The 15159-nt window shown below is 43.3% G+C and carries 17 protein-coding genes, 1 tRNA gene and 1 pseudogene; 13 read left to right on the top strand and 6 right to left on the bottom strand.

What is annotated here, in order from left to right; genetic code table 11:
- Positions 1-111: 111 nt before the first annotated feature.
- On the bottom strand, positions 112-258 hold the full coding sequence (locus ACESLK_RS06875; protein ID WP_372663824.1) for a hypothetical protein: 147 nt from the start codon (positions 256-258) through the stop codon (positions 112-114).
- A 26-nt stretch (positions 259-284) separates the two neighbouring features.
- Here ACESLK_RS06875 and ACESLK_RS06870 point away from each other — a divergent pair, with 26 nt between their 5' ends.
- Positions 285-2267, top strand: coding sequence for a glycoside hydrolase family 15 protein (locus tag ACESLK_RS06870; RefSeq protein WP_372663822.1), 1983 nt, complete (start codon positions 285-287; stop codon positions 2265-2267).
- Positions 2268-2333: 66 nt separating this feature from the next.
- Here ACESLK_RS06870 and ACESLK_RS06865 read toward each other — a convergent pair whose 3' ends face one another.
- Positions 2334-3047 (bottom strand): hypothetical protein, encoded by a 714-nt coding sequence (locus tag ACESLK_RS06865; RefSeq protein WP_372663820.1) that lies wholly within the window; start codon positions 3045-3047, stop codon positions 2334-2336.
- 238 nt (positions 3048-3285) lie between these two features.
- Here ACESLK_RS06865 and ACESLK_RS06860 point away from each other — a divergent pair, with 238 nt between their 5' ends.
- From ACESLK_RS06860 to ACESLK_RS06840, 5 genes and pseudogenes are all read left to right on the top strand, one after another.
- Positions 3286-3858, top strand: coding sequence for a xanthine phosphoribosyltransferase (locus tag ACESLK_RS06860; protein ID WP_372663818.1), 573 nt, complete (start codon positions 3286-3288; stop codon positions 3856-3858).
- Between the two features lie 82 nt (positions 3859-3940).
- Positions 3941-4267: a hypothetical protein gene (locus ACESLK_RS06855; protein ID WP_372663817.1), complete on the top strand. Its 327-nt coding sequence runs from the start codon at positions 3941-3943 to the stop codon at positions 4265-4267.
- A 123-nt stretch (positions 4268-4390) separates the two neighbouring features.
- Complete coding sequence (locus tag ACESLK_RS06850; protein ID WP_372663815.1) at positions 4391-4603, top strand: hypothetical protein; 213 nt, start codon at positions 4391-4393, stop codon at positions 4601-4603.
- Between the two features lie 66 nt (positions 4604-4669).
- Positions 4670-4996: pseudogene (locus ACESLK_RS06845) on the top strand (carboxymuconolactone decarboxylase family protein); the annotation flags it as partial.
- 240 nt (positions 4997-5236) lie between these two features.
- Positions 5237-5323, top strand: a tRNA-Leu gene (locus ACESLK_RS06840).
- A gap of 104 nt (positions 5324-5427) precedes the next feature.
- On the opposite strand, the gene ACESLK_RS06835 is transcribed toward ACESLK_RS06840, so the two are convergent.
- The 3 genes from ACESLK_RS06835 to ACESLK_RS06825 all read right to left on the bottom strand — a co-directional run bounded on the left by ACESLK_RS06835 (position 5428) and on the right by ACESLK_RS06825 (position 7187).
- Positions 5428-5721 carry a hypothetical protein gene (locus tag ACESLK_RS06835; protein WP_372663813.1) on the bottom strand — a complete coding sequence of 98 codons (294 nt, stop codon included), beginning with the start codon at positions 5719-5721 and terminating at the stop codon, positions 5428-5430.
- Complete coding sequence (locus tag ACESLK_RS06830) at positions 5718-6890, bottom strand: tyrosine-type recombinase/integrase (protein ID WP_372663811.1); 1173 nt, start codon at positions 6888-6890, stop codon at positions 5718-5720. Before ACESLK_RS06830 ends, ACESLK_RS06835 begins: the two co-directional genes overlap by 4 nt.
- A 108-nt stretch (positions 6891-6998) precedes the next feature.
- Complete coding sequence (locus tag ACESLK_RS06825) at positions 6999-7187, bottom strand: helix-turn-helix domain-containing protein (RefSeq protein ID WP_372663809.1); 189 nt, start codon at positions 7185-7187, stop codon at positions 6999-7001.
- A gap of 449 nt (positions 7188-7636) precedes the next feature.
- Here ACESLK_RS06825 and ACESLK_RS06820 point away from each other — a divergent pair, with 449 nt between their 5' ends.
- The 7 genes from ACESLK_RS06820 to ACESLK_RS06790 all read left to right on the top strand — a co-directional run bounded on the left by ACESLK_RS06820 (position 7637) and on the right by ACESLK_RS06790 (position 14583).
- The gene (locus ACESLK_RS06820) at positions 7637-9439 is read left to right on the top strand and encodes a hypothetical protein (protein ID WP_372663807.1); all 1803 of its coding nucleotides are present in this window, start codon (positions 7637-7639) and stop codon (positions 9437-9439) included.
- Between the two features lie 233 nt (positions 9440-9672).
- The gene (locus ACESLK_RS06815) at positions 9673-10707 is read left to right on the top strand and encodes a hypothetical protein (protein ID WP_372663805.1); all 1035 of its coding nucleotides are present in this window, start codon (positions 9673-9675) and stop codon (positions 10705-10707) included.
- Positions 10708-10839: 132 nt separating this feature from the next.
- Entirely contained in the window at positions 10840-11775 is a 936-nt protein-coding gene (locus ACESLK_RS06810) for a DUF932 domain-containing protein (RefSeq protein WP_372663803.1), read from the top strand.
- A gap of 63 nt (positions 11776-11838) precedes the next feature.
- On the top strand, positions 11839-12456 hold the full coding sequence (gene radC, locus ACESLK_RS06805; RefSeq protein ID WP_372663801.1) for a RadC family protein: 618 nt from the start codon (positions 11839-11841) through the stop codon (positions 12454-12456).
- A gap of 32 nt (positions 12457-12488) precedes the next feature.
- Complete coding sequence (locus ACESLK_RS06800; protein ID WP_372663799.1) at positions 12489-13469, top strand: YqaJ viral recombinase family nuclease; 981 nt, start codon at positions 12489-12491, stop codon at positions 13467-13469.
- Positions 13459-14199 carry a Rad52/Rad22 family DNA repair protein gene (locus tag ACESLK_RS06795; protein WP_372663797.1) on the top strand — a complete coding sequence of 247 codons (741 nt, stop codon included), beginning with the start codon at positions 13459-13461 and terminating at the stop codon, positions 14197-14199. Before ACESLK_RS06800 ends, ACESLK_RS06795 begins: the two co-directional genes overlap by 11 nt.
- 81 nt (positions 14200-14280) lie before the next feature.
- Positions 14281-14583 carry a DUF960 family protein gene (locus ACESLK_RS06790; protein WP_372663795.1) on the top strand — a complete coding sequence of 101 codons (303 nt, stop codon included), beginning with the start codon at positions 14281-14283 and terminating at the stop codon, positions 14581-14583.
- 134 nt (positions 14584-14717) lie between these two features.
- Here the strand turns inward: ACESLK_RS06790 and ACESLK_RS06785 are convergent, their stop codons facing one another.
- A complete protein-coding gene (locus tag ACESLK_RS06785) occupies positions 14718-15071 on the bottom strand; it encodes a helix-turn-helix domain-containing protein (RefSeq protein ID WP_372663793.1) in 354 nt (117 codons plus the stop codon).
- Positions 15072-15159: the final 88 nt, after the last annotated feature.

Here is a 15159-nt window from a genome sequence, read left to right as displayed (position 1 = left end):
CTGTTCTTAATAAGCTATGTTGCAAAACGGACGAGCATGACTTTTCCGGAACCGCTCGACTATAGATTAATAAGCGGGCTTGATCGCAGGAAAAGATAATGTAAAATAGAGTCAGGGCGATTCACGGTCCCGAGGGGGAAGCGAAAAATGACCGGTATGGTGCTCCATCCGGGCAGATATCGCTTCGGGCTCCTTCTGCTGCAAGGCGGAATGGTGATGTGAAATGACGACTACCCGGCCCGGGAGAATCGTCCGCATGTTCCGGGCTTCAAAGGAGCTGCTTTATGGTTAACGAAGGAAGATTGCATGAACATCTGCGCAAGAAGCCATATCTCGTAGATGCGATCGCGGGCAATTCAGCAATGCTGATGTCACTTGGACAAACCGGGAGATTGTACCGCCTGTGGTGGCCGCACATTGATTATCCGCAGCATGTGGATGAAATCCGCACAGGGCTAAAGCTCGGGAATACGCCGGGGGGCGTAACCTGGTTTGATGATGCCCATGCGGGTTGGCAGCACACTGCAAACTATGTGCCTCACACGAATGCTTATCGAGTAAATTCCTCCCATCCGGATATCCCGGTGACGGTGGAGCAAACGGACTTTGCCGTTCCGGGACAGGCATTGATGGTACGGGGGTACCGTTTGACTTATCATGGACACGAAGCTAGTGATTTGGAATTTTTCCATTATGGTTCATTCCGGATTATGGACAGCGAGTTGTATGCAACAACGGAGTTTCGGGGGGAACAGGATGCGCTGCTTCATTTCCGACATGAGTATGCTTTTGCCGTAGGAAGCTCCGAGGTGTGCAGCGGGTACCAAGCGGGCAACGGTGCTTGGTATGGTGCGGCCAACGGATATCTCAATGGCAATGTGATCGATATGCAGCCTGACGGAGCTTTGAAATGGTCGTTTGCCGGCATAAAGCCAGGTCAATCGTTAGAATTCCCGGTGTATATCGCGGCTGGTCATTCTAGGGACGAGGCACTTCATGCTCTGTCAATGGCCAAAAATAAAACATACACGGAATGGTTCGCCGAGATGGAAGCGTACTGGGCCAATTACTTGGCTAATGCAGCACCTTGCCCTGGCGGGAGCCAAGAGATCCAAGCACTTTATGAACGCTCCTTGCTCGCCATGAAGCTTATGGCGGACGAAGCTACGGGAACAATCGTAGCAGCACCGGAGTTTGATGAGTATTTCAGCCGTTGCGGAGGATATGCCTATAGCTGGGGACGTGATGCGGCGTTCGTGACGACTGCGTTTAACAAATCAGGCTTGGGAGACTTGACGGAGAAGTTCTACGACTGGTCTATCACTGCGCAGGAGTCTGACGGCTCTTGGCAGCAACGGCATTACCATGACGGCAGATTGGCGCCTAGCTGGGGTTTACAAATCGATGAGGGTTCCTCCCTGATTTGGGGGATGTGGGAGTATTATGTGCATGCCGGAGAGCAGGAAGCTTTTCTCGAACGAATGTGGCCTGCTGTAGAGAAGGGGGCGACTTTCCTGGTTCGCTATTTGGATCCGGATACCGGCCTCCCTATGCCAAGCAGGGATCTATGGGAAGAACGTGAAGCGGAACATACGTATTCTGCCGCTGCTGTTCACGGAGGACTGAAGGCTGCTGCATCATTCGCCCGGCGAAAAGGGAAAGAGGAGTTAGCAACGGAGTGGGACAAAGCCGCTCAAGGAATCACGGCAGGAATAGAGGCTCGTTGCTGGAATGAATCCAAGGGCTCCTATTACCGGGGACTAAAGCTGACGGTTTCTAAGGAAACCTATGAAGCTGCGATCGCTCGAGGTGAGAGCGGATACGTCGGACAGAGGGATAAGGGCTACGAGAGATTTGTTCTAGATGTCGATTCTGTCGTCGATATCAGCTTACTTGGTATAAGCGTACCGTTCGGGGCGGTGTCCATTGATCATCCAAGAATGATCCAGACTGCAGATACGATTCAGCAGCTGCTTACTTCGCCAACAGTTGGCGGGATCAAGAGATACGAGGACGACCACTATATCGGCGGGAACCCTTGGATTTTAACAACCCTGTGGTTGAGCCACTTCCGTACGCTGCAGGGGCAGTATGAGGAAGCAAGACAGCTGCTTGAGTATGCTGTGAAGCATGCAACCTCTTCTGGTCTACTTCCAGAACAGGTGGATCGGGAAACTGGTGAGACGGCTTGGGTTGTACCGCTGACTTGGTCTCACGCCATGTTCGTGCTAGCGGTTCATCTGCTAGCTGAACGAGGCGAGCTGTAGAAGTCTGCTGCCGAAACTAAAAAACGCCTTCCTTCATCGGGGATAATCCCGTGAAGGAAGGCGTTTCTAAATATCATTGCTTAGTAGCTTTAGTGAAAGAACGTTCTGGGTTTCGGGATCCAGATCCAGCTTAATCCAACCGCCTGTTACTTCCAAGGTTAATACGTGGGTCTGATCATCATTAGGTAAGCCTAACAATAGAGCAGCTTTGGCACCATCCATCCCGTTGGCGAGGCCGCGAATTCCAGTACGCACTTCCGCAGAGGAAATTTCCACATATACAACCTTGTCTTGCGAATTTAACCCTATCGAGAATCCGCTATATTCCCAGATGTCAACTGTCTGAGCGCCTCCGGGAAGTGGATAAGTATCTAATGGGAGTCCGAATTGTTTGAATACGTCCTTGTCAGTCGCTCCTAGACCGATGCCTCCAAGGGACGGGGACTCTGGTTGAAAAGCAGTCTCTGGGGGGAGCTCTTGTTTCTTCGGATTGGGTTCTATAGTAGATGCTTCGACAGCAGGCGCTGTAGAAGCAGGTTGTTTCTTGGGAGCTGCTGGAGCTGGTTTCGGTTCAGGTGCGTCGGAAGGTTGATCCGGATGAAGCTCGAAGTCATCTCTGGGTTCTTCAGCAGGCAAGCCTTGTATAGGTGCAGTAATCGGTGGAGGAGTATCAAGTGCTGGGGAAATGGGTTGGCCGGCAGATGAACCGCAGGAAATCAAAGTCGCGGCTAACAGCAGCACACTCCCGATAACGCATAAAGAATGGATTTTTCCCGGCATTTAGATCCCTCCTTAAGTTTGCTTACACTATATAAGACATTACAAATCATGGAAAAGTTTCGTCAATGACCATTTTTCAGTAAAGATGATCCTTTTGTCGCATACGGGCCTAGATTATCGGGACTAAAGTCATGTGCATATTAATGGCTGAAAGCGTATCTATCCTTTCCTAAATGTTGCGCGAGGGATTGGGATATGGTACGTTAGACGGAAATGACAACGGATGGTGGAGAAGACGATGGATATTCTCAAAGAGAGGATTCTCAAAGAAGCTAGTGTAATAAATTCTGGAGTTTTGAAGTTAGATTCTCTGCTGAACCATGGTGTCGATCCTCAGCTCACGATGGAAATGGGCAAGGAGTTTGCCTCAAGGTTTGCTGGGAAGAATATAACAAAAGTGATTACCGTAGAATCGTCGGGGATACCTGTAGCGTTTGCGACAGCATTGGAGCTTGGAGTTCCACTGGTATTCGCTCGCAGGAGGAAGACATTGTTAGGCGAACCTGATGCCTATTGCGAGAGAGTTCCTTCTTTTACGAAAGGTATCGTTACCGATCTTATCGTTTCCCGCCATCTGCTGAGTGCAGAGGATTCCGTTCTATTCATCGATGATATTATCGCTAACGGAGATGCAGCACGCGGGTTAATTAAAATTGTTGAACAATCCGGAGCGGATATAGCAGGAATTGGAATCGTCCTCGAGAAATCCTTTCAGGCCGGCGGTCGAACCTTACGTGAGCAAGGCTTTCGAGTAGAAACCTTGGTTAAGATTCAATCGCTCGATAACAACACAATTACGTTTGAGGAATAATTTAGGGCTATGAATATCCTTTCACAATTCGAATTCATTTCGTATAATAAGGATAACCTGCAGAAGGGGAGGCGAACAGCAAATGGAAAACGTAAATTTGTCGGTCGACTTTTTCCTGAATAAGCTGGAAAAGTCCAAAATTCATTTCGAACGTGCGCTTGATTGCAAACACACGGAGTTCGACGACCTGTACCCATACATGATCGAACACCCGCAATTTTTCTGGTATAAAAGGTATGTGGCTTGGTCCGAATTACTCACCGTTGTTAAGTTGTGCGAAGAGATAGAAATCTCTTGGCAGGAACTTTTCGAGGAGCACCAAGCAGAATATATCAGCAAACGAGTCATGTCTAGCAAAGTTTTGGATTGCTGGTATGAAACGAATGATACGAGAGAGCATGTCGGTTAATGGGTTCTAGTTCTCCGTGTAACCTGCAATGAACCTAGAGAAGGAGCCGTCTCATTCCTAAGATGAGGCGGCTCCTTTTAAATAGTCGAAACTCGAAATTCGGATTAGGGGGAGATCTAAGCCATGAATGATGATCAGTTAGATCACTATCGAGTAGAAGGTACGAAAGTTAGGGTCGTAAGAGATGCCCTGGAACAGAATGATGTAGTCGGCATTGTTGTTGCCTGGGACGACGAGCACCTGCTGATCCGGCGCCCAAACCGGAAAGTTGTAAAGGTTAAAAGAGCTTATGAGATACAATTAGCAAGCGAACCTAGACAATGGTCCTACGAATGAAAATGGCATCCATAAGGGATATTAGATGAGGTTACCATCTAAATTCTAGGAGGCTGCAGAGTAAACATGAAGACTTTAATGGAGCAAAAGGTTCAACAATATAAGAACGACGCAGCGGGTTTGTCGCACATACTTCCTAGTGTAGCTAATACTTATCAGCAATTCACAGGAGAATGCTTCGCAGCAGGCGAGCTGGATGCACGCACGAAGCAGTTAATCGCGCTAGGTGTCGCCTTATTCGCGAACAATGAAATTTGTACCTATTATCATGTTCAAGAAGCACGAGACCTCGGGGCAAGCGATCAACAGATTATGGAGGCCGTAGCGGTTGCTTCAGGCGCAGCAAGCGGACATGCGCTTTCTCAAGGCATCATAAGGGTGCAGGGAGCATTGCAAAACAAGGGGCAGGATACGGAGTTCTCAGAAGAGCTCGATGCACCGGGCATGGATATTCCGGGTAGTCATGCTGTGTCTCCTTCGTATTAAATAGCGACTATTAACTGAATATTTGAACTTCCGATGCTAGCTTGACTTCGCTTGAGAACCCGTGCTATTATAAGGTTCGTGATTGCGATGGGATTACGCTTACAGCACGGTAACGTGATGCAGAATAATCCGAAATCACTTATGTATGCGGCCATGGCGGAATTGGCAGACGCGCTAGATTCAGGTTCTAGTGGTGTAACAGCCGTGGAGGTTCGAGTCCTCTTGGCCGCACCAACATTTAAAACCCGAGAAGCCTTGCCTAGCAAGGCTTCTTTTTTTTTTGTTTGTTTTAGATTGTTCGTTGGAGGCCTAGTCAAAGTGGATTCAAGCTTGGTTTTCTAACATTCTTCTAACATTGAGTTATTTTTGTGATTTGAAACATTGAAATCGGGATTCCCGATGTCCTCAGCGGGGTGAATATGTGTATCTCGCAGATGGTGTTCCCCTCGCTCAATGATCTGCTTAAACTTTTCCCTCAGAAGCGCTATTTCCGCTTGTATTGCCTGCCTGCGCTCAAGACAAGTCGTCTTATGGCTGTATTCGGCTACAAGCCGTACATGCCTTTGGACGATTTCTACGAGTGCTCTATCTGTCTCGTTGTCCTCCAGCATTGTCCATAGTTTCTTGTTCAATCGTTGTTGCCCTCACTTTCATTTTTGTATGAATCGTGTTCTTTATTTTTGGAGAAGATGTCGTTTATTTTCTGAGCGGTGCTGTTTTTCATCTCAGTATCAATATGAGTATAAATTGTCGTAGTGCCCAGGTCGGCATGACCGAGCCACACTTGGATCTCCCGCAGGCTCATTCCGTGCTTCAGGAGATAACTACCCGCGGAATGCCTCAAATCGTGGAAACGAATTGGTGGGAGATTATTGTCGCTGAGGATCTTCTTGAAACGATGATTCAAGTATTCCGATTTGAGTGGCGATCCGTCAGGCCAGCAACAGACGTGACCTTCGTCATGATATTCCTTGCCGAATGAAGCTTTATTGCTTTTCCGTCTTGCCTTAAGCATCTCGAAGTAACCTCTAAGCTTCTCAATCAATGGCATCGTTCGGTAGCTACTCTCCGACTTGGGTTTCTTTACGACTACTTCTTTGCCAAATTTGACTCTAGTTTCTCGAATGGATATGCTTCCTTGCTTGAGGTCTAATGCATCCCACTTCAAGCCCAGCACCTCACCTCTGCGGAGTCCGTAGTGTGCTGCAATATATACAGCAGACTCGATGGGAGTGTTAGCACACACTTCAAACAAGCGTTCAAGCTGTTCGACGCTGTAAAATGAAGCTTTAAATTTTTCCTTCTTCGGAAGGAGGATTCTGTCTGCTGGATTGGAACTAATCAGATTCATTCTTACTCCAAAATCTAAGGCACTCTTTATATTTGCGTGGTGTTTCCGTAATGTGTTGCCGGACAATCCTGCCGCAGTCTTCGATTCGTAATAACGTTGCAGGTGTATAGGCTGCAAGTCAATTAGTTGGATATTTTTTAGCTGGGTCATCATGTAAGGAACGACATGCTTGTTAATGACAAGTTCATAGCTTTCCCATGTTGTTGATTCGACTTTGTTTTTCACTACGTTGTTAAGCCAATCGAGAAGGAACGTAGATAAGGCCAGCTTCTTGGGAACAACAAATCTGTTATTATCGATTTGGACTAACGTATCTCGCAATACTTTGTTAGCATCTGTCTTTTTCTCGCATTTGGTGTTGATCCACTTTTGTTTACGATTACCTAGATCATCTTTCGTTTCTATGATCATGTACCAATAGGTACCCTTTTTGCTTAAGCTTCCTTTCATAAGTCATACCACCGTTTCTATTTTTTGAGGAACGCAGATAAGTTAGTCGCTATAGAATGAAAAAAGCTGCGACTCAGAATAGGTCGCAGCTTACTGTAGATATTCGTTTCAATTATCGGACAACTCTTTATATCGCTCCATGTTTATCCTTGCTTGAGTAAGTACGAAGTCTTTTACAGCAGTCTTAGGTATTCGATAACCTTTCAATTTAAGGGACTTGATTTGTCCACTTCTTAGAAGTTCGTAGAGTTTTGAACGCCCTATATTTAGAGCTTCCATTGCGTCTTCCGTTGACATAATATCATCGTATTGGGAGAACATAGCTTCATCCTTTCATATTTTATCTATCGCCATCTATAGGAATAATATATATCTTTAGCTCCTGAGATTTCGATTACTATACTGTTCAATGCAAATTAGATTTAATTGAATGTCGTTGGTTTAGACACGATGTCGTTGAATGAGGTTTTCGGAAAATGTGATAAAACGGACGAATATCTCCTAATATAGAGTATTCATCACATTAGCAGGAAGGATCTGTGATAAAATAATTGAAAGGATAATGTGGGGCAGAATGAAGCGAGTAATTTATTATTTGCTCTCTAACAATGTTCAAATGAGAGTATGAATTGACTTAAGCCATGACGATGTCATGGCTTAAGTATTCATATAAATTGATTTCACTTGCTAGTGTAATCCTGTAATGCCGTAATTCTGTAATTATCACGTTTAAGGGGTACATAAGGATGAAGGACTTTAAAAAATCCAAAGAAAAAGAGATCATTACACTTCCGCTTGATCCGGAATATAAAAAAGCTTTACAGGCGCTAATTGAAAGGCTAAACAAGCTCTTTAAGAAACATGCGGTACGCCTTTGCGTTGATATCTATTCCTTTAAAATGGAGCTTATCGATGAAGATCAAGCTGAGGTAGGAAACTTCTTTTTTTACCCAACACACAAGATTTATGACTACGACGGAAAAATAGAGAAGCATGTCGGGTTTAGAATTTGCTTTGTCAAACGAATAAAGAACAACCAACTCAAAGAAGTCAGCCTCAACCTCTGGAATGAAACCCTTAAAAAGGGTGAATGGCTGAACGAAGATGGATTAAAGGGTTTTAAGCTTGACAGCAGCAGAGTTGATGTGGAAAAGCTTATGGAAGCAACGCTTCAATTAGAAGTGCGTCGTAAAGTATTTACCTCTTCTATCGGATGGATACAGGGTAGCAGTAGCTTTCATTATGTTCCGATTTCTGAATATAACGAGGACGAAATCAGTTGTCATCCGAATACGCTTCAAGAATATAAGATTGAGACCCTTAAGGACTTGGATAGAACCGAGGCGTTCCTGAAAATATCGGAACTGCTGAATATCACAAGCAAAGAAATCACGATTCCTTTGCTGTCCTTTACAATTTTATCTTCTTTGCTTACTTTTATAAAGCTGAGGAATAAAGATTCCCCCCAGTTCTTGCTAAGTATTCATGGTGACAATGGAAGATATAAAGAAGCGGTGTCTAACCTGTTTTGCAACATCTATAATCGCTCATCACACATTTATGAGCTTGATTCCAATCTTCATGCCAGTCATAGCATTAAGTCTGAGATTCCTGAAAAGGCAAGTAAAGTCAAAGATGCGATATTCATAAGCAGAATAGAAAAGCGAAACGATTTAAAAATTTATACGAAAATTTTGAACCAAAAGAATTTGTTTAATGGCTTGCTGCTAATCAGTAACGATGCTCTTCTGCACGATTTGGTTATTGAAATTGATATCAGTAACGCATCAATTGACGAGAGCATCTTTCATTTCCATAAATCCAATCCAGCTGTTTTTTCAACTTGGTTTGATTATTTTATTCGCCACACTCAAAACACACTTCAAGATGAAAAATGGGGAATAGGTGTTAAGAGCAACCTTGATAAGTTCCATAAGGACTGTATAAAAATGATTACCGACAAACCCGCTGAATTCGATCCAAATAAATTAAGGCATTATGCTTGGTTATTAGTCGGATTTTGTTTCTTTATGAATTTCGGACTTAAGACGAGGGCGATTAGTGTAGACGAGTTTGCAACTTCAACCAACGAAGCCATTGCTATTTTCCATAAATTAAGTGCAATTGATTTAGGACAGGAGCACAGGAACGTTGAAATGGTTATTTCCCAACTCCAAAAGGATTCACTCGTATTTTTACACGCTATCGACAATCTACTAACGGACCATGTATTATGCAAATTCGAAGATAGAACAGCAACAGATCAACCTGAGCTTGGGTGGATTAGCGAAGACAAGATTTACTTAAAGAATGAAAAAATTTTTACTGAAGTTAGCCGCTATTTAAGTGTTAATCAGGTAAAACTGATATCGAAAAAAGCGGATATATATCAATTCCTCTACGAGAATGCAATCATATATGAAAAAGGGAAAGATGGATGGGGAATTCAAATTACTGGAAGTTCAAAAGCAGTTTCTTACAGCATTCAGCGCATGAAAGATTTTTTAATTGAAGATGGATATGAGTTAGCTTTTTTAAGTGATAAATGATTTGAGTTTGGACATTCAGTTATCCTTGAGCCAAGGGGCAACTTATTATCATTAAGGCTGCAAAAAAAGCTTCATAAGATTAAGTTTCAGATACACAGACTGAGTTTTGCGTCTGTGTATTTTTTTATATAGAGACCAACACATCATTAGACTTAAATAAGTATACCCCTCCGCAAGCGACAACTGTATGTACAGGGCTGCACGGTGTTGGGTTAATCTAATGAGGTGTATAAATGGTAGACACAATGTACGTTGGCTACAGAACGACGGAAATAGAACATCGTATAATCGTTGAAAAAATTCGAAATCTTTTTAAGGGAACGAAACATTCGCTTCACAGAGACAAGAACGATAAGAGTGTCCAACTCACCTACGGACTAGCAGAGATTGGCTTCCAAGAAATCAGATTAAGGAAGAACAAATGGGGATATCAACAAATTGAGATACGTCTAAGGCCCAAACTTCTGATTGATAGAGAAGGATATTATTCTTTGACGGAGTTGCATGAATTCTCTCAAGTGGCTATACAGTTCGATCATATCCTAAAAGACTTGTTAGGCTTGTGTGTACCTAGCTTTTTTGAATGGAGAGCTGTCAGAGTGGAGTTTGCTGTAGACTTATTCGTCGGAGAACTGTCAATTCCGCGTCTTCTATATTTATTCAGGAGGGGCAATGTACAGGATTATGTTCTTTCTCGCAAAAAAACAATAGAGTTTTGGGATTCAGCAACGAATTTATATTTGATGAGCGCAAATAAAACGATCAATTGGTATAACCGATATGAAACCCTTCTTAGCAAGCAGGAGAAAAAGCCCAACAAAGAAGTGAAGGACTTCTCTTGTACTAAAGGGATTCTCAGATTTGAAACACAAGTGAGAAATGAAGATAAAAGTGTTGCTGGGATATTGTCGCAAGAGCGTTATGAGAAGGAAATTGAATACTTCTACAAGTTGATTGTAGGAAAAGGTGATTATTACACTCTAGAGGGAGCTATACAGCTTATTCGTCAGAAGGTCACTAATCAAACAAAGAGAATGGTGCTTGAAAGATTGATAAAGCTAATCGAACAGTCAGGAGGAGTATGGAGAGCTAAAAAAAATTACAAAGAAGGAAGCGCAGATAAATTCAGCAAAAGATTAAACCAGCTACGGGAACTAAATATCAATCCTGTTGTATTACCGCCTGAGTGGGAGATTGATAGACTAGAAAATCCATATGGGAGAATAATTGATTATATGAAAAAGGAAGGACCGAACCACCTATTATAACTTGATGTATATCAGTATTGATCCGCGTATTTTTCTTTTTGGGATCAATCACCGTATATCGCGAAAAATCAAATCTATATTATTATCATGAATCAGACTATTATCATATTAAATTAAAGGGAAGTGATTTTTATGGCAGCGAATGTCGAAAGTATGTTTTATGTAAGAGAAGCACCGTGGCACGGTCTAGGTAATCGGGTAGAACACGCACTCAGTTCGGATGAGGCGTTACAAGCAGCTGGTCTGGATTGGACCGTCATTCAGAAGTCAATTCAAACTGAAGACTTTGCCGAAATTCCAGGTTACAAAGCAAACATTCGAGCATCCGATCAACGGATGCTCGGTGTCGTTACGGACAGGTACAAGATTGTACAGAACCATGAGGCCTTTGCCTTTGCTGATGAATTGCTAGGAGAAGGAGTTCGTTTTGAAACAGCAGGGAGCTTACAGAATGGCAAAAAGGTATGGCTACTCGCTAAGCTGCAAGAGAACTATATCATTGCTGGGGATCGCATCTCTCCTTATATGGTGTTCTCCAATAGTCACGACGCAAGTAGGAGCATCAAGGTTGCTATGACCCCTATTCGTATTGTCTGTCAAAACACATTGAATCTCGCTCTTAACAGTGCCAAGCGTATATGGACAACGATTCATACCGGCAATATTCAATCTAAACTGGAAGAAGCCAAGAAGACATTGCTCTATGCTGAACTGTACATGGATAAGTTTGGAGCGGAAGTTGATAGACTCCACAAAATTAAAACCCCGGATCACAAGGTGTCGGAGTATATCGAGCTTCTACTCCCTACACCGGATAATGCAACGAAGCTTCAAGAGAAGAATGTTCAGCAGTTACGTGAGGATTTACATGCAAGATACTTTGAAGCACCTGATTTAAAGCAAGTCGGTAAAAATGGTTATCGCTTTATCAATGCTGTATCGGACTTTGCCACTCATGCCAAACCACTCAGGGAAACAGCATCTTACAAGGAAAATTTGTTTCTAAAAACGATGGAGGGTAATCCGCTTATTGATAGAGCGTACGAGTTGGTTCTGGCTTCAGCGTGATAATCCATTTGCAATTCCGATGGTTGATCAATATATCCTTACATTACGGAGGTCAATTGTTTAATGAGAAGTACTCAGCTTGAACTGAAATTTTTACTTGCCAACTCCATTCGAGAGAAGTTAGGCAGCTATATTATCGAAGAGTTATTTACTCGATTTCCTACTACTGAGGAACTGGTCGGAGTCACCGAGCAGGAGCTGACTTCAATCAGAGGTATTGGACAAATGAAGGCACTCCAGATCCTCTCCGCACTAAAACTTGCTCAAACATTGTCCATATCTAATCCATCTACTTATAAGATCCGCACCCCTGAGGATGTTTTTAATCTAGTCGGACCAGAAATGCGGTATTTAAAAGTAGAACATTTTCTTATATTGCTACTAAATTCTAAGAACATGGTTATTTCTAAGGAACTCATATCGATCGGCTGCCTCAATGCTTGTATTGTGCATCCGAGAGAAGTGTTCCGTCCTGCCATCAAGCGCAGTAGTGCATCAATTATATGTGTCCATAATCATCCCAGCGGTAATCCAGATCCAAGTCCAGAGGATGAAGCCATCACGAAGCGTTTAACTGAGGCCGGAACGATCATCGGGATCGACGTACTTGATCACATCGTCATCGGTCATCATAAATATGTCAGCTTAAAAGAACGAGGGTTAATGTCGATCGTACATTAACCCTCGTTTATCTTTGGAGGTGTATAACAACAATGGTAACTGCATTGAAGTTTCATGCAGATATTCTTGTCGAAACTGACAATCTATCCTATGAAGAGTGGCTCGTCCATCGTCGGAATGGTATTGGCGGTTCTGACCTAGCGGCGATTTGCGGCATCTCAAAATGGCGATCACCCATGCATCTCTACCTTGAGAAATTAGGAGAAGCCCCAGAAGAACAAATGGGCGAAGCTGCAGAATGGGGAACTAGACTTGAACCCCTCATTGCAGATAAGTTTGCTAGTGAGCATCCCGAATGGGCGATCACCGAGAAGAAGGTTATTTATTGCCATCCTGAGCATCGCTGGGCACTTGGCAATATCGATCGTATGATCATCTGTCCCAAGCGTGGCCGCGGTATCCTTGAGATTAAAACTGCAAGCGAATACCTACTCAAGGAATGGAACGACGGCAATATTCCGGACTACTATTTCGTTCAATTACAGTGGTACATGTATGTGACTGGTCTAGATTGGGGATATTTCGCCACACTCATTGGCGGAAATAAATATCGGGAGTACGAGGTCATGCGTGACGATGAGCTCATTGCTCAGCTTCTACGGCTTGCCAGTGATTTCTGGCATCTTTATGTACTTGCTGGTAACTGCCCTTCTGTTGATGGCTCAGAGGCTTGTACAACACTACTGAATCGACTCTATCCTGAAGCTCGGAGCAGTACCATCATTCCACTAGAAGAGATCGTTCGTATCGAAACGTATTTCGACAATAAGCACCAGCTCAAGATATTGGAAGATACGATAGCTGAAATCGAAAATCAATTTAAATCCCTCATGGGTATTCATGAAATCGGCATCGCTGGAGCTTACAAAATAAAGTGGGAAAACCGTAGCCGAACCGGAGTAGACAGCAAACAGCTCAAGGAGCTTCATCCTGATATTCATGAAGAATGTCTAAAGAAAACCCATTTCCGCCAGTTTAGTATCAAGAAGGAGGCGATAAAGAATGGCGAATGAAGTAACAAGTTTATTCCAACGATTGAATGCCCCTTTCCATTATACCGAATATCAATATGACAGCTTTGGAGATCGTTGTTATATTTCGGGTCAAGCTATTACGGAACGATTGAATGAGGTGTTCGGAGTAGGCTATTGGAGATACGAAGGACTCTATGGCACCGAGAAAATCATTCAAGAACCCAACGGTAAAAACCCTCGTGTGAAGATCTATGTGCAATTCACCTTTTACAATGTGGAGTTACAGCAATGGATTACATTTATCGATGCTGGAAGCGAACAAGTAAAGCCTGGTATGAACGAAGGTGATGCGACGAAATCTGCGATCACCGATGGTATGAAGAAGTGCGCGAGTCGAATTGGTGTGGCGAGTGACCTTTACAAAGGAATGATCACTTGGGATAAACAGCAGCAAGCTATTATCGTTCCAGATCAGTATCAGCAATATTATCGTGATAAAGGATGGGTAGCACAAAAGACTGACAATACTCCCCCACTTCCATCCACAAACAATCGTTCTTCCAAGAAGTCAGAACTAACAGATAAGCTTAAGAACAAAGCCTCTAATATGCAAAATCAAATTAAAGTCGCATGGCAGGAACTCGCAGGTAGTCTCGATGGATTGGATGAGTGGTGCGCCAAAAAGCGCCAAGAGCGTGTTACCGATCAACAAATCGTGAACTTACTTCAGAAGAAGCTACAAGAAAAACAAAGCGGCGCTAGTGCGTGAGTGAAATTTTTGGAAGTTTGATAGAAACGGTCAGCATTGGTCTGGCCGTTTATTCATGTCTATTTCGAGGGAGAGATGAAGGTGTTTGCCAGTACAAAGTATGTCACGAATGGAATCAGGGACAGTTTACCCCCATCCATGCAGAATATGCTGTGGTATATGATCGAAACGATGCAGGTTGAGGATGGCAAGGATTATTTACAAGTGTTCCAGTTGGAGGGCATCATGGTGGATGGCAAACTCAAGCAGAGGATCATCCATACCCAAGAACAGCCGGAATATCGCAAGGAATACGCCCTGAGTGTCAAACAGATTAAATCAGAGAAAATCTACGTGATCGACGATAAGACCCACTGCACTATGCTGCTTGCGGAAGAATATTAGATTGAATTCAGCGCAAGCTATAGCAATCAAAATATATATTATGTATTAGACACCATGCTAGATGTTGGTCACCAAAAAAGGGGGAGGAACGTAGAGACAGGAACATACGAACATTTTCTTCATCTTCCCCCCTTCTATTTTTTATATTTTTTATCTCGAAACCATAACAGTTGCTTCACTAAATTATAGATATCCCCCTGTTCCTCTTCCGATCTTCCCTTAAGCTCATAGGCGATCTTCTCAACAAACGATAAATCTACCTCTTCAGCAATTTCCTTATCGAACCGGAACATTTCTTCAAGATCAACATCTAAGGCAATTGCTAATTTCTCCAAGCTTACAATTGTAGCTGATTTCTCACCACGCTCAACCTGGCCAATGTATGAAGTATTCAATCCTGCTTTAAATGCCAGCTTCTCTTGGCTTAAGTCTCTATGCTGCCTTAAGGCTCTAATCTTTTCTCCGACGAGAATAACGATACTGCTCAAGATTTCCACCTATCTTCCATACGCTTATATGAAAACGATAGACGGTACTAGAAATAGTGACAACGTTCTATAGACGTTATATTTTTTA

This window comes from Cohnella sp., from assembly GCF_041640265.1.
Lineage (GTDB): Bacteria > Bacillota > Bacilli > Paenibacillales > Paenibacillaceae > Cohnella.
This window is presented reverse-complemented; position numbering and strand designations above follow the sequence as displayed.